Below are 19,257 nucleotides of genomic sequence, written 5' to 3'. Positions count from 1 at the left end.
CGGCTTGTCAACGGAGAAGTAACTGACCAGTTACGAAATTCGACTTTCGGCCATGATCAGGGTCGCAGGTAGCCGAGCACCACCGCGATGGAGTGGTCGAGACGCACTTTCTGCTGCTTCGGGCTGAGCAGGTTGCGACCGAAAATGGTCGAGAGCGTATGGATGTTGGAAAAGTAGAAAAATCCGAGTGCTGCAATGGTGGTGTACAACTCGACCGGATCGACATTCTTGCGGAACACGCCCTCGCGCTGGCCGCGCTGCAGCAAATCGGTGATCACCACCAGCAGCGGCGTGTACAACTCACGGATTTTCTTCGAGTTCTTGAGGAAACTGGCCTTGTGCAGATTCTCGGCATTCAGCAGCGCAATGAATTCCGGATTGCGCGAGCAGAATTTGAAATTGAACTCCATCAGATAACGCATGCCTTCGACCGGCGACATGCGGGCGACATCGATGGCATGCTCTTCCTCGCGCATGCGCTCATAGGCGCGCTCCAGCACGGTCAGCCACAGTCCGTCCTTGTTGCCGAAATACTCGTAAATCATGCGCTTGTTGGAGCCTGAGCGCGCGGCGATCTCGTCGACCCTGGCGCCCGACAGGCCCTTGGCGGCGAACTCGACCAGGGCGGCATCCAGGATGTTGCGCCGCGTCACATCCGGCTGGCGGGTGCGTTTGGTATCGGATTTATCGGTCTTCGGCTTCGGCATCAGGCACTCCCCTGAGCCAGTCTTGCCGGGGCGCGGGGGGCCACGTCAAGCGGCGGGCCTAGCCCACCATCTCGGGCAGGGTGACCAGCTTCACCCCGGCCAGTTCCAGCCCGGCACGGATATGGCGCGCCATCGAGACGGCCCCGGCGCTGTCGCCATGCACGCAGATCGAGTCGACGTTGCAGGGGATACGCTTGCCGCTGACCGAGACAATAGCGCGCTCCTGCACCATGCGCAGCACGTTGCGCAACGCCTCGTCATTGTCATGCACCATGGCATGCGGCTGGCCGCGCGGCACCAGGTTGCCGTCATCATCGTAGTTGCGATCGGCAAACACTTCCTGCGCCACCGGCAGGTTGGCCTTGGCCGCGGCCGCCACCATGGCCGAACCGGCCGGTGCCAGGAAGATCAGATCTTTCGACACACCGGCGATGCCGCGCGCCAGCGCCAGGGCGAGGTCCATGTCGGTGGCGGCCTTGTTGTTGATGGCGCCGTGCGGCTTCACATGGGTGACCTTGCCGCCCCTGGTCGCCGCCACGCCCATCAGCGCGCCGATCTGGTAGGCCATCAGCGCTTCGACTTCCTTGGTGCTCATGGTCATCGGCCGGCGGCCAAAGCCCTGCAGGTCGGGATAGGAGGGATGCGCGCCGATGGAGACGCCGTTCTTCACAGCTTCCGCCACCGTGGCCTGCATCACGCTCCAGTCGCCGGCATGGAAACCGCAGGCAACATTGGCGGTGCCGACGACAGCCAGCATTGCCGCGTCGTCGCCCATGGTCCAGGCGCCGAAGCTTTCGCCAAGATCGCTATTCAGGTTGGTTTTCACGGTCATCGCCAGTCTCCGCCCAATCTAATATCCACTCGGCGCATCTACCGCCCCGCTGATCAGGTTCTGCGTATATAGCGCGTTCAGGTCGAGATAGACATCGGGCAATGCCGTGCGGATGCCCTCGATCAGTCGGCGCAAAGCCTGTTCCTGCGCCCGGCGCGCCGCCTCGGCCTCTGCCACCGTGACAGCGGCAAATTGCAGCATGTCGCCCGGCTTCATACGGCCGATGCGCGGCAGGTCGGCTGAGATCACGGTGGCGATCTTGGTATAGCCGCCGGTGGTCTGACGGTCGGCCATCAGGATGATCGGCTGGCCGTTGCCCGGCACCTGGATCGAGCCGGTGACGACGCCTTCGGAGGCGATATCGGCGCCACGCACATGCTCGATCACCTCGCCCTCAAGGCGGATGCCCATGCGGTCAGCTTCCTTGGTCACGGCATAGGTGGCAGCAAGGAAGGTTTCGATACCCTTGGGCGTGAAGCGATCTTCCTGCGGGCCGAGCACGACACGGATGGGTCCGCCGCCGTAATCGATGCCGTCCACCGCTTCGCGTTCGTCACCGTCGGCAGCCGCCATGTTGAGCGGCAGTCTGTCACCAGCTTTCAGCGCACGGCCCTCGAAGCCGCCGAGCCCCGAGCGCATATAGGTCGACAGGCTGCCCATGAAGGGCTGGATCGCGAAGCCGCCGGCCACCGCCAGATAGGCAATGGCACCGTCTTCCACCGTACCGATGGTGAGCTTGTCACCGCGCCTGAGCAGCAGCGAGCGCCAGGGCTTTGCGCTGCGCGCCTCGCCGCCATCGGCCGGCTGCACGGTCAGCTTCGCCTTGCCGCCCAGCACGACACGTACGCCATCGGCCGCCGCCACCAGCGCGGGGCCGAGATAGCCGATTTCCAGCGCCGCCATGCCTGCGGGATTACCCAGCACGGCATTGGCCAGGCGCAGCGCCAGCGGATCGGTGGCACCGGCCACCGGCATGCCGAGTGCCTGCGCACCGAAGCGGCCGAGATCCTGCACCGAGGTCATCAGGCCGGGCGCCACAACTTCGAGGAAGCCGGCGCTCATGCCTTCACCCTGAGCGCTGCATAATCAAAGGCTCCCTGCTCCACCTGCGCCAGCATGGCGGCATAGTCACCGGTGGAGATGGCGAAATAGGTGACCTCGTCGCCAGCGGCGAGCAGGATCGGCTCGGGCCGGGCGGCATCGAACAGGCGCAGGGGCGTGCGACCCAGCAGATGCCAGCCGCCGGGGCTTTCCCACGGGTAAATGGTGGTCATTGATTCGGCGATGGCGACCGAGCCCTGCGGCACCTTGGTGCGCGGCGAACTGCGTCGCGGCAGATGCAGCGCCGCATCCAGGCCGCCCATATAGGCGAGACCAGGCATGAAACCGAGCATGTAGACAAAGAACCGCCCGCCGGTATGAATGCCGACTACCTGATCCGGCGTCAGCTTGCAGCGTTCGGCCACTTCATTCAGATCGGGCCCAAATTCGGCGGCATAGCAGACCGGCAGACGCCAGAGCCGCCCGGCGCGCTGCTGCGGTTTCAGCCCGTCCAGCAGGCCACGCACCTGCGCCTCAAGATCAGCCCGCGATGTCGCCAGGGGGTCATACTGCACCAGCAGGGCGCGGAAGGACGGAATGGTTTCGACCAAACCCACCGGCTTCACCTCGCCCAGCGCGGCATGCAGCGCCATCACCATGGCATTGACGCCGCGGTCGATGCCATCGCCGAATTCGACGCTGAAACCGGTATCGCCGAAAGACCGAATCTGGGGATAGGCGCTCATACCGCAGTCATAGAATGGCGCCGATCAGGCGACAACCGGCAAAGCCTCGATATCGTAGGCATGATTGAGTTTGCGCTTGAGCACCGGGTCTTCCAGTTCCATCTCGAACCGGCTACCGGCCCGGATGCCGCCGATGGCGCCGATGGTGCCGCCGAACATCAGGCTGCCGGGCGGCAGGGTGGCGGCATTGCTGTAGCGCTGCATCAGATCGGCCGGACTGCGCAGACCGGAGACCGGCCCTTCCTGGTACAGCACGCGCTGGCCGTCGATGGTGGCCCAGGCACGCAGGATCAGGCTGTCCCAGTGCGGCAGCACCTCTTCGTAACGCCACAGGCCGTTGCCGAGCACTTTCGAGCAGAGCTGCTTCGACAGAGCGACGCCCATGGACTCGGCCTTGCGATCAGTATGGTCGGAACCGACCGTGACCCAGAGGCCATCCGCCAGCGAAACCACCACGGGCTCGACCTCGCCCGAGGTATCGGGGCCCAGCACCTGCAGGTGTGTGGTCTGCATCAGCTGGCCAGTGCCGATGCGGTAGAACAGCGGCACCGAGGAGGGGCGCGGCACGCCAATGGCAGCCAGTTCCTCGATATGGTGCTCAATGGCATGGGCATCGCGGCCGGCCCAGCCCGCAACAATCAGGGTATCGATCTGCACGGAAACGCGGTCGCGGCGATCCTGCCAGAAACGGTCGAAGGTCAGCATATCCATGAATCCTTTGACTTAGCCGAAGGTGGTGGGCAGCCAGAGAGCAATACCGGGGAAAAGCGTCAGCAGGGCAATCAGCAGAACCATGATCACGACAAATGGCGCCGAACCGATGATCACATCGTTCAGTGTGCCATGCTTGCGCAGCGACTGCACGACAAAGAGATTCAACCCGACAGGCGGGGTGATCAGCGCCATCTCGATCAGGATAATGATGATAATGCCAAACCAGATCGGGTCAAACCCGAGGCCGAACATCACCGGCGCCACGATCGGGATCGTCGTGATCATCATGGACAGTGTTTCCATGAAGCAGCCCAGGATCAGATAAAAGATCACGATGGCCACCAGCATCTGGAATTTCGACAGGCCGAGGCCCGCGATATAGTCGGTGAGCATGGTGGTGAGGCCGATCGCCGAGATGATGAAGTTGAGGAAATAGGCGGCCACGATGATCAGCATGACCATCGCCGTGGTGCGCATGGTGTTTTCCATCACCTCTTTCAGCATGGCGATGGATAGCCGTCCGTAAGCCGCGGCCAGACCCAGTGCCGCAACGACGCCAAGCGAGGCGGCCTCGGTGGGGGTTGCCAGACCGGCATAGATCGAACCGACCACGACCAGGAAAATGCCCAGTGGCGGCAGCAGGTCGACCAGGCTGGCAAAGCGCTCGCCCCAGCCGACCGACACCGTCTTGCCACCCCATTCCGGTTTGACCAGACAGAAGACAGCAACCATCAGCATGAACAGGCCTGCCAGGCCAAGACCGGGAATGATACCGGCAAGATACAGCTTCGGGATCGATGTATCGGTCAGCACGGCATAAATGATCATGTTGATCGACGGCGGAATCAGGATGCCCAAGGTGCCGCCGGCCGCCAGCGTACCCAGAAACAGGCGTTCGTTGTAACCATGCTTTTTCACCAGCGGCAAAGCCACGGTACCGACCGTGGCGGCCGTAGCCACGGACGAGCCCGAGGTGGCAGCAAAGATCGCACAGGCCCCGATGTTGGAATGCATCAGGCCGCCCGGAATCCACGACAGCCACTTCACCATGGCGCCGTACATGCGTTCGGCAACGCCGGCCCGCAGCAGAATCTCACCCAGCAGGATGAACATCGGAATCGAAACCAGCAGGAAGTCTTTCGACGACGACCAGGCCACTTCGCCCAAGGCTAGGCTGAGCGGCATCTTGGAATAGAGCTTGTCGAGCAGCAGGCCGAGCATGCCGAGCGCGCCGGCAACCGGCAGGGCCGCAGCCAGCAATGCGAGCAGGAGGAAAAGCGTTGTGCCAAGCATGGGTCAGTCCTGCGGCTTGAGGCTGGCGGCCGGTTTGATAGTGGCCGTATGGGCGGCTTCGTCGGCCGCGTCTTCTTCAATCGTGCGGGCACCGGCCAGGCTGCGTACCTTGGCCAGATCGCCGCCGAGCAGCGCAAACAGGCTGCGCAGCAGCAACGGTGTGATGGTGAAAAGGAACAGCACCAGGCCAGTCAGCCAAAGCGATTGCGGAATCCAAAGCGGTGTTTGCAGCGGTGTGGTGGCCCGCGCAGTGAAGGCCAGCGAAGTGCCCAGCACATCCCAGGCCTGCCAGGTCAGCAGTGCAAGGAAGCCCCCCAGGGCGGCCAGGGCAAGAATATCGAGTATGGCGCAGATGACGCGCGGCAGATGAATATAGAGTGCATCGACGCGCACATTGGCCCGACGCAGCAGTGTGAAGGCCAGGGCCCAGGTGGTGCCGATGGCGAAGGCATAGCCGGACAGTTCATCCGCGCCACCGAGCGAGACCAGCAACAGCTTGCGCAGGATAACGTCGACCGAAACCAGGATGGCCGAGGCCAGAACCAGCGTGCCGCCGATCCAGATGGCATAACGGGACAGGCGATCGGCAAAGCCGAGCCAGCGATCGAGCAGCAGGATCATTGGAATACCCCGGATAGTCGTAAGCGGGACCGTGCAGAACACGGCCCCGCCCATGGAGGAGAGGTGGATCAGTTGGCCTTGGCGGTGATGCCGACGATCTTGCCGATGCTGTCGTTCCAGGCCGGGACGCAGTCGCCGGCACAGCGGGCGGCCCATTTCGGCACGACGGTTTCGGTCATCGCCTTCTTCAGCAGCGCCTTGTCGGCATCGGTAACCGGCACAACGGTCATCTTGGCCTTGGTGCCCATGGTGCAGCTGTCCTTGCCGGCGTTGCAGTCATAGCCCTGCTGAGTTTCCTCGGCGGCCGCCTTCCAGATTCGATCTTCCAGGCCCTTGATCTCAGCCTGCAGGAACGTGCGCACCTTCGGGTCGAGCTTGTCCCAGGTCTTGATATTGACCGCATGCATCACATGGCTCCAGCCGAGCGGCAGGGCATAGATATGCGTCGAGACCTCGTTCCACTTGGCAGAGTTGCCCGACAGGGTGCCGGTGATGGCGCAATCGACCACCTTGTTCTGCAGGGCAGGCACGACCTCGTTGAAGGCCAGCGTTACGCCAGTGCCGCCAAAAGCCTCGACGAATTCAGCCAGCGTGCGGTTACCTGTGCGCACCTTCTTGCCCTTGAGGTCGGACAGGCCCTTGATCTCGCCATTGCAGAACAGCACCTGGGCCGAATAGGGCCAGATGCCGAGCACCTGCACGCCGAAGCGCTCACGATAGAACTTGTCATAGACCGGCTTGTAGGCGTCCGACACCTTGCGGGCGGTTTCGACATCCGGCGCTAGGCCGGCAAGGTCGACGGCCTCGTTGCGGGCATCGTCCGCCGCGACATAGCCGAGCACGGTAGAGCCGAAATCGATCACGCCAAGACGCATCAGGCGGAAAATCTCGGCGCCCTTGAGACCCATTTCGTTGAACGGGGTAATCTCGGCGGTGACCGCACCCTTGGACTTCTCGGTGATCTCCTTGGTCCAGAACGGCTGCTCGTAGCTCTTGTACTGGGTCAGGTTGCCCCAGGCACCCACCACCTTCAGCGGCGTCTTCGGCATATCCTGCGCGACTGCCGCACCCGACAGGCCGACAGCGACAACACCCGCAAGCGCGAGCGTCTTCATCATAGTCTTCATCTCGTCCCCTCCGTTATGGATTACAGAATTGCCAAACGACTGTTCTTCAGATCGGTCACCAGCATGTGCCCTGGCGCATGGGTGATGCAGAAATCCGGTTTGACAGTGGCGATCACCGACTGGGGCGTGACGCCGCAGGCCCAGAAGACCGGCAGTTCGTCAGCCTTGACCTCGACCGGGTCGCCATAGTCAGGTTTCGCGATATCCTTGATGCCCAACAGTTCCGGCTTGCCCAGATGCACCGGCGCGCCATGCACGGCGGGAAAGCGCGAAGTGATCTGCACGGCGCGGATCGCATCGGCCGGCTTCAACGGCCGCATCGACACCACCAGCGGGCCATGGAAGGGTCCCGCCGGCGTGGTTTCGATATTGGTGCGATACATCGGCACATTGGTGCCGGCCGCAATATGGCGCAGCGGGATGCCGTCCTCGAGCAGCGCTTCCTCGAAAGAAAACGAGCAGCCGATCAGGAAGGCCACCAGGTCATCGCGCCACACGGCTTTCAGATCGGGCACTTCCTCGACCAGCTTACCGTCACGCCAGACGCGATAGAGCGGCAGGTCGGTGCGGATATCGAGATCCTCGCCCAGGCTGGGCAGGCGCGGATCGCCGGGTTCGCTGGCGGCCAGCAGAGGGCAGGGCTTGGGGTTGAACTGGCAGAAACGGAAGAAATCGTCGGCCAGGGCCTTGGGCAGGATGGCCAGATTGCCCTGCACGAAACCCGGCGCAATCCCGGCGGTGGGGCCGCGATGGTCGCCACGCCGGATGGCCTGCCGCGCCGCACGGCCGCTGGCATAGATGGTTCCCGAAGCAATCGCGTTCATGCCGCCCTCCTGTCTGCCGGCCATGGCATCATGACGGGCGTGTGACTGTCCAATCGCGAGTTCCGATGGGGGCCGATAAGAAATTCTTATCGGCTGTTTTTCAGGCCATCGCCGCTTTTATTGGCGGCGTTCGCGGCGCTTGGCTTCCGCCGCCGCCATCTCGCGGGCGATCTCGGTTACCGCTTCTGCCAGATAACTGTCGGGTTTGACGGGATAACAGGCATGGAAATTGAGATCGGGCAGATTCTGTTCGGCATTGACCAGACGCAGGCGCTTTTCCGTCAGTTCGCGCCGGATCACCAGCGGCGGAATCGCCGAGATGCCGATGCCATCCAATGTCATGCGCACAATGGTGGAGAGCGAGGCATTGCCATACATCCGCAGCGCGGGCATGTCATGCCGGGTCATCATTTCACGGATCGTGATATAGGGCCGCGTGTTGCGCGGATAGGTGATGATCGGCCAGCGCGCCAGTGTGGACAGCGGTACCGGATCGCCGCCTAGATCGAGCGTCGGACTGGCGACCCAGGCCAGCGGGTAGCTCGATAAAGCCACGTTTTTCATGCGCGGTTCGCTGATCGGCCCTAGGACGAAGGCAATATCGAGCTGATGCGACAACAACCGTTCGCGCAGCAGCGGCGAGGTATCGACCTCGATCTCGAGGGTCAGTGCGGGATATACCCCGTGCATGCGCTCGATCAGCTTTGACAGCCAGGTGTGCACGATGGTCTCGGCCACGCCGAGCCGCACGATGCCACGCATCGCTTTCTTCTCGCGCGCTGCATGCAGCAGGTCGGCGCGCAACTGCAGCATGCGTTCGGCATAAGGCAGCAGCTCGTTGCCTTTCGAGGTGAGCGCGATGCCGCGCGGTTCACGGTCGAACAGTTTCACACCCAGTTCGGATTCGAGCAGTGCGATGCGCTGGGAGACGGCCGGCTGGGTGGCGTTGAGCTTGTCGGCAGCGGCGCGAAAGCCACCAAGATGGGCAACCCAGACGAAGGTTTCGAGATTGCGCAGATCGGCCATGACCCTGAACTCCGGAATTTTCCGCCAGACTATAAGCCCTGCTTATCGGCCCCCGGCAAGCCGGGATTCCCTCCCCGTGTCCGGATTTGGCAATTACGGGTCCACTGGAACGATTGTTTCATTGATGTTTTATAAGAATCAATTGTTGCAACTTCGCCTGGCCTGCGGTTCAATCCAGCCATGCCCGCCACCCGGTCCGACGCCCTTACCCCCGAGGTTTCGCTGAGCGACCGCATCGCCCAGGCCTTTGCCGGCCTGCCGCCGCAGCTGCAGACCGCAGCGCAGTTCGTGCTGGAGCATCCCGATGATGTCGCCCTGCTCTCCATGCGTGAGCAGGCCCGTCGCGCCGGGGTGCCGCCGGTGACCATGACCCGGCTGGCGCGCCAGCTCGGCTTCGCCGACTACGCCGCCTTCCGGGACCTGCAGGCCAGCGCATTGCGCCGCCCGCCCCATACGGCCGAATTCAGCCATCGCGCCGGCCGGCTGCAGAAACATCAGCAGCAGAGCGGCGATGGCGCACTCGCCGCCCAGATCGGCTGGACCATGGCTGAGCATATCGCTAGCAGCCATGACGAGGCCGGCAGTGCCGCGCTGATTGCCGCCGCCGCCCTGCTGGAAAAAGCGCGTCGGGTCTATTTCCTCGGCCTGCGTTCCTGCCACGCCGTCGCCTTCCATGCCCATTACATCCACGGCCTGTTCCGCGACAGCGGCGTGCTGCTGGATGGCGCCGGCGATACCGGCATTGATGCCCTGCGTCATGCCGGGCCCGAGGACGTGCTGCTGGTGGTGAGCGTCGCCCCTTACACCACGGCGGCGGTGGAACGGGCGAGCTATGCCGCCCGCCGCGGCGTCAGCGTTGTGGCGATCACCGACAGCCGTGTTTCACCGGTGGCGGCGATGGCACGCGCCAGCATCCTGATACCGACCGAGACGCCGTCCTTCTTCCACGCCATCACGCCGGCCTTTGCCGCTGCCGAAACCCTGATTGCCCTGGTGGCCGCGCGGGCCGGCGAACAGGCCCTGAGTGCCATCCGCAATGCCGAGCATCAACTCGACGCCTTTTCCACCTATTGGTCGCGCCGACCGCAACGCAGAAAGCCCAATTCATGACGAGTCGCATTCTCCATCGCAGCATCAATCACACCTATCCGGTCGCCGTCGGCGGTGAAGGCATCCGCATCATCGATGCCGACGGCAAGCGTTATATCGATGCCTCCGGCGGCGCGGCGGTGAGCTGCCTGGGCCATGGCCATCCCGACATCACCCGCGCCATGCATGAGCAAGCCGACAAGCTGGCCTTTGCCCATACCAGCTTCTTCACCACCGAGCCGGCCGAGAAGCTGGCGGACAAACTGATCGAGACCGCACCCAAGGGGATCAGCCATGTCTATTACGTGTCGGGCGGTTCGGAAGCCATCGAGGCCGCGCTGAAGATGGCGCGGCAGTATCATGTCGAGCGCGGCGAGCCGCAGCGCAAGCATTTCATTGCCCGGCGCCAGAGCTATCACGGCAACACGGTCGGCGCGCTGTCGGTCGGCGGCAATGCCTGGCGCCGCCAGCAATTCGCGCCGATGCTGATCGAGGCGCATCATATCGCGCCCTGCTTCGAATACCGCGACCGCCAGCCCAATGAGACGGCGGAGGCCTATGGCCTGCGGGCCGCCAACGAGCTGGAGGCCAAGATCCTGGAACTCGGCAAGGACAGCGTGATCGCCTTCGTCGCCGAACCGGTGGTGGGTGCCACGCTGGGTGCCGTCACCGCCGCGCCGGGCTATTTCAAGCGCATCCGCGAGATCTGCGACCAGTATGGCGTGCTGCTGATCCTGGATGAGGTGATGTGCGGCATGGGCCGCACCGGCACGTTGCATGCCTGTGAGCAGGAGGGCATCTCGCCCGATATCATGACCATCGCCAAGGGCTTGGGCGGCGGCTACCAGCCGATCGGCGCCATCCTGCTCGGCCAGCATATCTTCGATGCGTTCAGGACCGGTTCCGGATTTTTCCAGCATGGCCACACCTATCTGGGCCATCCGATGGCCTGTGCCGCCGCGCTGGCCGTGCAGCAGGTGATCGAGCGCGACCATCTGCTGGACAATGTGAAGGCGATGGGCACCCACCTGATGGATCGTCTGCAGGACCGCTTCGGCAATCACCGCCATATCGGCGACATTCGTGGCCGCGGCCTGTTCCAGGCCATCGAGCTGGTGCAGGACCGCGCCAGCAAGGCGACCTTCGATCCGAAGCTGAAGCTACATGCCCGCATCAAGCAGGAAGCGATGAAGGCCGGCCTGATGGTCTATCCCATGGGCGGCACCATCGATGGCCTGCATGGTGACCATGTGCTGCTGGCACCTCCCTTCATCTGCACCAGGGACGACATCAACCTGATCGTCGAGAAACTGGGCGATACCGTCGACACCGTGCTGAAGGGTGTCGCCTGATGCACAGCGATACGCCTGCCGTCATTGCCGTCGCCCCCAACGGCGCCCGCAAACTGAAGCCCGATCATCCGGCCGTGCCGCTGAATGCCGATGAACTCGGCGTCTGCGCCGCGCAGTGCCAGGATGCCGGCGCCACCATGATCCATCTGCATGTGCGCGAACCCGGCAGCGGCCGGCATTCGCTGGATGCGGATCTCTACCGCGCCGCCATCAAGGCGGTGCGACGCGAGGCCGGCGATGCGCTGATCATCCAGGCCACCTCTGAAGCGGCCGGTGTGTACAACCGCCATGAACAGATGGCGGCGATGCGCGCGTTGATGCCTGAAGCCTGCAGCCTTGCCGTGCGCGAAATCCTGCCCGATGCAGAGGCCGAAGCGGAAGGCGCGGCCTTCCTCGCCGAGCTCTACAAGGCCGGTGTGATGATGCAGTATATCCTCTACGCCGATACCGACGTGCAGCGTTTCCACGAACTGAAAGCCCGCGGCATCATTCCGGGCGAGCGGCATTTCGTGCTGTTCGTGCTCGGCCGCTACACCGCCGGTCAGCGCTCGGAACCTGCTGACCTGCTGCCATTCATGCATGACTGGAGCAACACTGATGGCGCCTTTGCCGTCTGCGCCTTCGGGCCCAAGGAATCAGCCTGTGCGCTGACAGCCCTTGGCCTGAATGGCCATGCGCGCCTAGGCTTCGAGAACAACACCCTGCTCAGCGACGGCAGCACCGCACCTGACAATGCCGCCCTGATCCGCCAGACGGTGCAGGCCGCCGGCGTGATGGGCCGCCGGATTGCCGATGCAAAGACGGCGCGTAGCTATCTGGAGGCGCTGCGCTAGGCAGCCGCCAGGGAAAAATCCTCGGCCGGCACTGGCAGTGGCCGGCCGGCCAGGGCCGCCGCGATCACCTCAGCCGAGCCGAAGGCCAGGGTGAAGCCGAGCGCGCCATGGCCCACATTGAGCAGCAGGTTGTCGATGCCGCTGGCACTAAGGATCGGCGGCCCCTTCGGTGTGGCCGGGCGCAGGCCGGTCCAGGGTTCCATCTGCTGCCAGGTGGAGGCCTGCGGGAAAGTTTCGCGCGCCTGGCTGACCAGCAATGCAAGCCGCCGCGGATCGATGCTGTCATCGACACCGACGATATCGGCCATGCCGGCGACGCGCAGTTTCTGGCCCAGCCGGGCATAGACCACCTTGTATTCCGTATCGGTGACGGAAACGCGCGGTGCCGCATCGTCATTGGCTATCGGCAGCGACAGGCTGTAGCCCTTGATCGGATAGATCGGCAGATCGAGCCCGGCCGTCAGGCCCAGCCGCCGGCTGGCCACACCGGCCGCCAGCACATAGGCATCCGCTTCCAGCACATCGCCATCGGCTGTTTCCACGCCGAGCAGGCGGCGGCCACTGCGCAGCAGGCGGCGCACCTTGGCGCCATAGACGAAACGCACGCCGCTGTTATCGCCCGACAGCAGGCCCTCGATGCCCTGGCAGAGCCTGTAGGGATCGGCAGCTTCCTCATCCGCGGTATAGACGCCGCCGACAATACGATGGGCTATGCCGGCCAGCGCCGGCTCGATCTTCAGGCAGCCATCGCGATCCAACACCTGCTGCACGCTGCCTTTCCCGCGCTGGTAATCCACCTGTGCCCGCGCACCGGCCATCCCCGCCGCACTGCCCTGCACCACCAGCTTGCCGGCCTTGGTCCAGGTGAAATCGAGCCCGCGGATATCGGTGGCACCATGCAGTACGTCACGGCTTAAATACGCCAAGCGCAGCAGCTTGTCGGTGGTGGCATGGGCCTCGCTCTGCGTGCAGGCCGCCATGAATCTCAGCAGCCAGCGATACTGAAACAGATCGAAGGTGGGGCGGAACCGCATCGGCGACCGACGACCGAACAGGTATTTCGGCAGGTCGAACCACACGGACGGATTGGCCAGCGGTGCCACATAGGAATAGCTGAGCTGCGCACCATTGGCATGGCTGGCGCCCTGGGCAGTGGTGGGTGCACGGTCGACTACGGTGACACGGTGGCCATCCCGCGCCAGCCGCCAGGCCGTGGTCATGCCGACCACACCCGAGCCGATCACCACAATATCCATTGCACACCCCATCGATGCCGCCGGCCGAAATGCCTGCAGCTTTCAGCCTCAAGCTACGAAGCCCGGGTGGTCGCGGCCACTGCCGATCCGGCGGTTGCCCATAACATTGCGTTATGCCATGTCTTGCCCTGCGGCCTCTTTCGTGGCCGGCATCGCCCGCATCGGATCAACCATGCAACTGCGTCATCTCGAAGTCTTTCATGCGATCATGCTGACCGGCACGATCACTGCCGCCGCCAAGCTGCTCAATATCTCGCAACCTGCGGCGACCCGCCTGCTGCTGCGGGCAGAGGATCAACTCGGCTACAAACTGTTCGACCGCGTGAAAGGCCGTCTGCTGCCGACCCGCGAGGGCCAGGTGCTGCATGCCGAAAGCGAGCGCATCATCAGCGGCCTGGACAACCTGCGCAAACTGTCGCGCAATCTGGGGGCCGCCACCAGCGGGCATCTGCGCATCGCCGCGGCCCCGGCGCTCTGCGTCGATCTGATCCCGCTGGCGATCACACGCTTCCGCCAGAAGCATGCCGATGTCAGCTTTGAAGTCGAAAGCCGGCAATATGCCGACCTTGTACGTGTTGTGCTGAACCATGAGGTCGATCTTGGCATTGGTTTCGACGTGCAGGCGCATCCCGGGTTGGACATCCAGACGCTTGCTCCGGCGCAGTTCTTTGGCATTTTCCCCAAGTCGATGGAATCGCAACTGCCGGCAACGGTGAAGCTTGAGTGGTTTCGCAAGCATCCCTTCATCGGCCTGCGCAGCGACGATCCGCTGGGGGCCGCCTTCAGTGCAGCCGTAAAGCTGTCTGGCGTCGAGTTGCAGCCGATTGTCGAGGTCAAGACCAACCAGATCGCCCTGGCACTGGTGTCGCGCGGTGCCGGCGCCGCCATCGTCGACCAGTATACCGCAGCAGCCCATGACAAATCCCTGGTGGTCGCACGCCCCTTGATCCCGCGGATTGATTTCGCGGTGCACACACTCCGCGCCAAGCACCAGCCGGCCTCGGTGCTGGCACGCAAATTCAGTGCCATGCTGGCTTTGACGGAAAAGACCATTACCGGGCAGCTGGGACCGTCAGAAAAAGCATATCGGACTTGACGAAACGCCGACAAACCGTATCCATACCCTTGGGTTATGGACGCGGTATCGATACGCATGGCAGAAAAGCTGTGCTGTTCAGTTATCACAGGGGCACAGGAACTGGCTGGCGCCGCATCGGGGAGCGGCGACGGCGAATGGTCTGACATGATATCCGGAGCATTGACATCCGGAACACCACAGACCCGGTTCCGCGTCTATCCCGATACAGCCGCCGTCACGGGCTCTTGCAGTCCCGGCCGGCGCTTACAAGCCTGGCCGCCGCCAATCTCGGCAGCGGCCGTTCACGGAGGAGAAGTCAACCATGCTGTTTGAAACCAAGCACCTCGCCATCGGTGCCTTCGGCGCGGCCCTGCTCGCCGCCCTGCCCGGCGCGAGCATGGCACAGCAGAAATTCGTCACCATCGGCACCGGTGGCGTGACCGGTGTGTATTACGCCGCCGGCGGCGCGATCTGCCGTCTGCTCAACAAGGACCGCAAGGCCCATGGCATCCGCTGCTCGGTCGAGTCGACCGGAGGCTCGGCTTATAACGTCAACACCATCAAGGCCGGCGAGCTGGACTTCGGCACCACCCAGTCCGATGTCCATTACAATGCCTACAAGGGTGTTGGCAGTTTCAAGGATGCTGGCGCCTTCAGCGATCTGCGCTCGGTCTTCTCGATCCATCCGGAGCCCTTCACCGTGCTGGCCCGCAAGGAAGCCAACATCACCAAGTTCGAAGACTTCAAGGGCAAGCGCTTCAACGTCGGCAACCCCGGTTCGGGCACCCGCGCCTCGATGGAACAGCTGCTCAGCACCATGGGCTGGAAACTGACCGACTTCGCACTGGCCTCCGAGCTGAAGGCTGACGAGCATGGCCCGGCACTGTGCGACAACAAGATCGACGGCTTCTTCTATGGCGTTGGCCATCCGTCGGCCAACATCCAGGATCCGACCACCACCTGCGGCGCCAAGCTGGTTTCGCTGACCGGCCCGGCCGTCGACAAGCTGGTCGCCGAGCACTCTTATTTCGCCAAGGCGACCATCCCGGCTGGCCTGTATAACAACAACCCCCAGCCGACCCAGACCTATGGCGTGCTCGCCACCCTGGTCAGCTCGACAAAGGTTGACAACGAAACCGTCTATCAGCTGGTCAAGGCGGTGTACGAAAACTTCGACGAGTTCAAGAAGCTGCATCCGGCCTTCGCCACGCTTGACCAGAAGGCGATGATCAAGGACGGCAACTCGGCCCCGCTGCATGACGGCGCGGTGAAGTACTACAAGGAAAAGGGCCTGATGTAAGCCCGACGCATGTTTGCAGAGCCGGCCCGTTTCCAGGAACGGGCCGGCTTTTTTTTTAAGTAGAAGACCAAACTGAAATCCGGGGATCACCATGACCACCAGCACAAGCGGCCGATCGGCCACCGAGCAGGAACTGCAGAATCTCGTCAAGGAAGCCGACCTTGGCGGCCGCGATCCGCAGGGCATGGTCGCCCGGATCATCCTGATCGTCGCCGTGGCCTGGTCTGCATTCCAGGTCTGGTATGCCTCGCCGCTGCCCTTCCTGCTGGGCGTCTTCATCCTCAACGACACCGAAGCCCGCGCTATCCATCTCGGCTTCTCGGTCTTCCTGGCTTTCACCTGCTACCCCGCCTTCAAGCGGTCGCCGCGCAGCTACATTCCACTGTTCGACTGGATTTTCGCGCTGGCTGGTGCCTTTGCCGCCTCCTACCTGTTCCTGTTTTACCGCGACCTGGCGCTGCGTCCCGGCCAGCCCACCTGGTACGACCTGGTCGCCTCGGGTATCGGCCTGCTGCTGCTGCTGGAAGCCACCCGCCGCTCGCTCGGCCCGCCGATGGTGATCGTCGCCGCGGTCTTTATCGCCTTCACCTTCACCGGCCCGTGGATGCCGGATGTGATCCAGCACAAGGGCGCCTCGCTCACCAAATTCCTGCAGCATCAATGGCTGACCACGGAAGGTGTCTTCGGCGTCGCCCTGGGCGTTTCCGCCGGCTTTGTCTTCCTGTTCGTGCTGTTCGGCTCGCTGCTGGAAAAGGCCGGCGGTGGCAACTGGATGATGCAGATCTCCGTCGCCCTGCTCGGCCATCTGCGCGGCGGCCCCGCCAAGGTGGCCGTGGTGTCGTCGGCGCTGAACGGAGTGGTGTCCGGCTCCTCGGTGTCCAACGTGGTTTCCGGCGGTATCTTCACCATCCCGATGATGAAGCGTACCGGTCTGTCGGGCGTGAAGGCCGGCGCCATCGAGACCGCGTCTTCGGTCAACGGCCAGATCATGCCGCCGGTGATGGGTGCTGCGGCCTTCCTGATGACGGAATATGTCGGCCTGCCCTATTCCGATATCGTCAAGCACGCCTTCCTGCCAGCCGTGATCTCCTACATCGCGCTGTTCTACATCGTCGACCTGGAAGCACAGAAGATCAATGCCAAGCCGCTGGAGCGGGCCGTGAACCGGCCGCGCGGCGAATTCTGGTTGCGTCAGCTGCTTGGCTGGAGCGGCACCGTCGCCTTCATTTGCGGCTTGTATTACCTCGTGCTCGGCATCCAGGCGGTGTTCGGCGTCGCCGCACCCTGGCTGCTCGCCATCGGTGGCATCGGCCTGTATCTGGTTTCACTATGGTATGCCGCCAAGTTCCCCGACCTGGAACTCGATGACGCCAGCAATCCGAATATCAAGATCCCGGAAGCCTGGGCCGTGGCGCGCACCGGTCTGCATTTCACCCTGCCGATCATCGTGCTGCTATGGTGCCTGATGGTGGAGGAGATGTCGCCGGGCCTATCAGCTTTCTGGGCCACCGCATCGGTGATGGGCATCGTGGTGACACAACGGCCGATTATTGTGGCATTCCGCGGCAGCCGCGAGATCGTCGCAGCCCTGAAGCAGGGCCTTGCCGATCTGGTCGATGGCTTCAATCTGGGCGCCCGCAACATGATCGGTATCGGTATCGCCACAGCGACCGCCGGCATCATCGTCGGTACCGTGACGCTGACCGGCATGGGCCTGATGATGACCGACTTCGTCGAGTTCCTGTCAGGCGGTAATGTCATGATCATGCTGTTCCTGACCGCCTTCATCTGCCTGATCCTCGGCATGGGCATTCCAACCACGGCGAATTACATCCTCGTCGCCACCCTGATGGCGCCGGTGATCGTGGAGCTGGGCGCCCAGGCCGGTCTCGCCATTCCGCTGATCGCGGTGCATATGTTCGTTTTCTATTTCGGCATCATGGCTGACGTGACGCCGCCGGTGGGCCTCGCCTCGTTTGCAGCTGCGGCGATCTCTGGCGAAGACCCGATCAAGACCGGCCTTCAGGGCACGATCTATTCGATGCGAACGGCCGTACTGCCCTTTGTGTTCATCTTCAATCCGCAACTGCTGCTGATCGATATCGGCAGCACCGGTGAAGCCATTCTCGTGGTGGTCATCTCCACGGTTGCGATCCTGCTGTTTGCCGCCGGCACCATGGGCTGGTTCCTGACCAAGAGCAAACTGTGGGAATCGGCATTGCTGCTGCTGATCTGCTTTGCCATGTTTCGTCCCGGTTTCTTCATGGACAAGCTGCATGAGCCTTATCTGCAGGCTCCTGCAGCCCAGGTCTATGATATCGCCGCCAGGCTGCCCGAGGATGGCCGCCTGCTGCTGGTGGTGGCCGGCACCACGCTGGAAGGCGAGGATGTCACCAAGACCATCAGCCTGCCGCTGGCCGCGCCCGGCGAAGGCCGCAAGCGACTGGCCGATGCCGGCCTGACGCTAGCACGGATGGGCGACAAGATGCAGATCGGCGCCATCAAATTCGGTTCGGCGGCCAAGCGTGTCGGCCTGGAAGGCGGCTTCACCATCGAGCATGTGCTGCTGCCGGCCGAACGCCCCAGCAAGCATCTGGTCTATCTGCCAGCCCTCGCCCTGCTCGGCCTCATCGTGCTGCTGCAGCTGCGCCGCAGGAAAGCGGCGGCCTTGGTCTCGGCATGAGCAGTACGGTCGTTCTGTGCTCGGGTGGCATCGATTCCGTCACCCTGGCTTATAAGGTGGCGGCCGAGCGCAAGCTCGACCGCCTGATTTCCTTCGACTATGGCCAACGCCACCGGCGCGAAATCGAGCATGCCGCGCGCATCGCAGCCGAACTCGGTACCCGCCACGATGTGGTGGATATCACCAGCCTCGGCCGCTTCCTGACCTCCAGCTCGCTGATCAGCGGCGGCGACGCCGTGCCGGATGGGCATTACGCCCAGGACAACATGAAGTCGACCGTGGTGCCGAACCGCAATGCCATCATGCTGAGCATCGCTTTCGGCATTGCGGCCGGTGCCAAGGCCGGCGCGGTTGGCATTGCCGTGCATAGCGGCGATCATTTCATTTACCCCGACTGCCGGCCGGCTTTCGTGGAAGCCTTCCGGGCCATGCAGGCCTGTGCGCTGGAAGACATGTGGGAGGTCGAGCTTTACGCCCCTTTCACCGGCACCGACAAGGCCGGCATCGTGGCCGAAGGCGCCCGGCTCGGCGTGCCCTATCATTTGACCTGGAGCTGCTACAAGGGTGGCGCGGCCCATTGCGGTCGCTGCGGCACCTGCGTGGAACGGCGCGAGGCTTTCCATCTGGCCGATGTGCCAGACCCGACGCAGTATGAAGACACGGATTACTGGCTGCAGGCCATCGCCCAGATGAAGGCGAAAAGAGAAAAAGGCGGCCCCTGAGCCGCCTTTTCAG

Annotated in this window: 18 protein-coding genes; 7 read left to right on the top strand and 11 right to left on the bottom strand. The window is 63.3% G+C overall.

Features of this window, described 5'->3' with window-relative positions:
• Positions 1–56: 56 nt before the first annotated feature.
• The 10 genes from AAG821_RS09255 to AAG821_RS09210 form a co-directional block, all read right to left on the bottom strand.
• Positions 57–707: a TetR/AcrR family transcriptional regulator gene (locus tag AAG821_RS09255; protein ID WP_341910014.1), complete on the bottom strand. Its 651-nt coding sequence runs from the start codon at positions 705–707 to the stop codon at positions 57–59.
• 58 nt (positions 708–765) lie between these two features.
• Positions 766–1,539 carry a 5-oxoprolinase subunit PxpA gene (locus AAG821_RS09250; protein ID WP_341910016.1) on the bottom strand — a complete coding sequence of 258 codons (774 nt, stop codon included), beginning with the start codon at positions 1,537–1,539 and terminating at the stop codon, positions 766–768.
• A gap of 18 nt (positions 1,540–1,557) precedes the next feature.
• The gene (locus AAG821_RS09245; protein WP_341910018.1) at positions 1,558–2,601 is read right to left on the bottom strand and encodes a biotin-dependent carboxyltransferase family protein; all 1,044 of its coding nucleotides are present in this window, start codon (positions 2,599–2,601) and stop codon (positions 1,558–1,560) included.
• Entirely contained in the window at positions 2,598–3,326 is a 729-nt protein-coding gene (gene pxpB / locus AAG821_RS09240) for a 5-oxoprolinase subunit PxpB (protein WP_341910020.1), read from the bottom strand. Before pxpB ends, AAG821_RS09245 begins: the two co-directional genes overlap by 4 nt.
• 24 nt (positions 3,327–3,350) lie before the next feature.
• Positions 3,351–4,037: a DUF2848 domain-containing protein gene (locus tag AAG821_RS09235; protein WP_341910022.1), complete on the bottom strand. Its 687-nt coding sequence runs from the start codon at positions 4,035–4,037 to the stop codon at positions 3,351–3,353.
• A gap of 12 nt (positions 4,038–4,049) precedes the next feature.
• Positions 4,050–5,333 (bottom strand): TRAP transporter large permease, encoded by a 1,284-nt coding sequence (locus AAG821_RS09230; protein WP_341910024.1) that lies wholly within the window; start codon positions 5,331–5,333, stop codon positions 4,050–4,052.
• Between the two features lie 3 nt (positions 5,334–5,336).
• Positions 5,337–5,954 carry a TRAP transporter small permease gene (locus AAG821_RS09225; protein ID WP_341910026.1) on the bottom strand — a complete coding sequence of 206 codons (618 nt, stop codon included), beginning with the start codon at positions 5,952–5,954 and terminating at the stop codon, positions 5,337–5,339.
• 68 nt (positions 5,955–6,022) lie between these two features.
• Complete coding sequence (locus AAG821_RS09220) at positions 6,023–7,072, bottom strand: TRAP transporter substrate-binding protein (RefSeq protein WP_341910028.1); 1,050 nt, start codon at positions 7,070–7,072, stop codon at positions 6,023–6,025.
• Positions 7,073–7,101: 29 nt separating this feature from the next.
• Positions 7,102–7,905 (bottom strand): putative hydro-lyase, encoded by an 804-nt coding sequence (locus AAG821_RS09215; RefSeq protein ID WP_341910030.1) that lies wholly within the window; start codon positions 7,903–7,905, stop codon positions 7,102–7,104.
• A gap of 117 nt (positions 7,906–8,022) precedes the next feature.
• Positions 8,023–8,931: a LysR family transcriptional regulator gene (locus tag AAG821_RS09210; RefSeq protein WP_341910032.1), complete on the bottom strand. Its 909-nt coding sequence runs from the start codon at positions 8,929–8,931 to the stop codon at positions 8,023–8,025.
• A gap of 180 nt (positions 8,932–9,111) precedes the next feature.
• On the opposite strand from AAG821_RS09210, the gene AAG821_RS09205 reads away from it, so the two are divergent.
• Genes AAG821_RS09205 through AAG821_RS09195 form a run of 3 tightly spaced genes read left to right on the top strand, consistent with a single transcriptional unit; the run spans position 9,112 to position 12,205 of the window.
• Positions 9,112–10,041, top strand: a complete 930-nt coding sequence (locus tag AAG821_RS09205; protein ID WP_341910034.1) for a MurR/RpiR family transcriptional regulator — start codon at positions 9,112–9,114, stop codon at positions 10,039–10,041.
• On the top strand, positions 10,038–11,372 hold the full coding sequence (locus tag AAG821_RS09200; RefSeq protein WP_341910036.1) for an aspartate aminotransferase family protein: 1,335 nt from the start codon (positions 10,038–10,040) through the stop codon (positions 11,370–11,372). The genes AAG821_RS09205 and AAG821_RS09200 overlap by 4 nt, the downstream gene beginning before the upstream one ends.
• Entirely contained in the window at positions 11,372–12,205 is an 834-nt protein-coding gene (locus AAG821_RS09195; protein ID WP_341910037.1) for a 3-keto-5-aminohexanoate cleavage protein, read from the top strand. Before AAG821_RS09200 ends, AAG821_RS09195 begins: the two co-directional genes overlap by 1 nt.
• Here AAG821_RS09195 and AAG821_RS09190 read toward each other — a convergent pair.
• Positions 12,202–13,461 carry a D-amino acid dehydrogenase gene (locus tag AAG821_RS09190; protein ID WP_341910039.1) on the bottom strand — a complete coding sequence of 420 codons (1,260 nt, stop codon included), beginning with the start codon at positions 13,459–13,461 and terminating at the stop codon, positions 12,202–12,204. The two genes, AAG821_RS09195 and AAG821_RS09190, sit on opposite strands and share 4 nt — an antisense overlap.
• Before the next feature lie 172 nt (positions 13,462–13,633).
• On the opposite strand from AAG821_RS09190, the gene AAG821_RS09185 reads away from it, so the two are divergent.
• From AAG821_RS09185 to queC, 4 genes are all read left to right on the top strand, one after another.
• The gene (locus tag AAG821_RS09185) at positions 13,634–14,557 is read left to right on the top strand and encodes a LysR substrate-binding domain-containing protein (protein WP_341910041.1); all 924 of its coding nucleotides are present in this window, start codon (positions 13,634–13,636) and stop codon (positions 14,555–14,557) included.
• Between the two features lie 304 nt (positions 14,558–14,861).
• Positions 14,862–15,839, top strand: coding sequence for a TAXI family TRAP transporter solute-binding subunit (locus tag AAG821_RS09180; RefSeq protein ID WP_341910043.1), 978 nt, complete (start codon positions 14,862–14,864; stop codon positions 15,837–15,839).
• Positions 15,840–15,930: 91 nt separating this feature from the next.
• Positions 15,931–18,522 carry a TRAP transporter permease gene (locus tag AAG821_RS09175; protein ID WP_341910045.1) on the top strand — a complete coding sequence of 864 codons (2,592 nt, stop codon included), beginning with the start codon at positions 15,931–15,933 and terminating at the stop codon, positions 18,520–18,522.
• The gene (queC, locus tag AAG821_RS09170) at positions 18,519–19,244 is read left to right on the top strand and encodes a 7-cyano-7-deazaguanine synthase QueC (protein ID WP_341910047.1); all 726 of its coding nucleotides are present in this window, start codon (positions 18,519–18,521) and stop codon (positions 19,242–19,244) included. The genes AAG821_RS09175 and queC overlap by 4 nt, the downstream gene beginning before the upstream one ends.
• Positions 19,245–19,257: the final 13 nt, after the last annotated feature.

Source organism: Ferrovibrio terrae, assembly GCF_943372915.1.
GTDB lineage: Bacteria > Pseudomonadota > Alphaproteobacteria > Ferrovibrionales > Ferrovibrionaceae > Ferrovibrio > Ferrovibrio terrae_A.
This window is presented reverse-complemented; position numbering and strand designations above follow the sequence as displayed.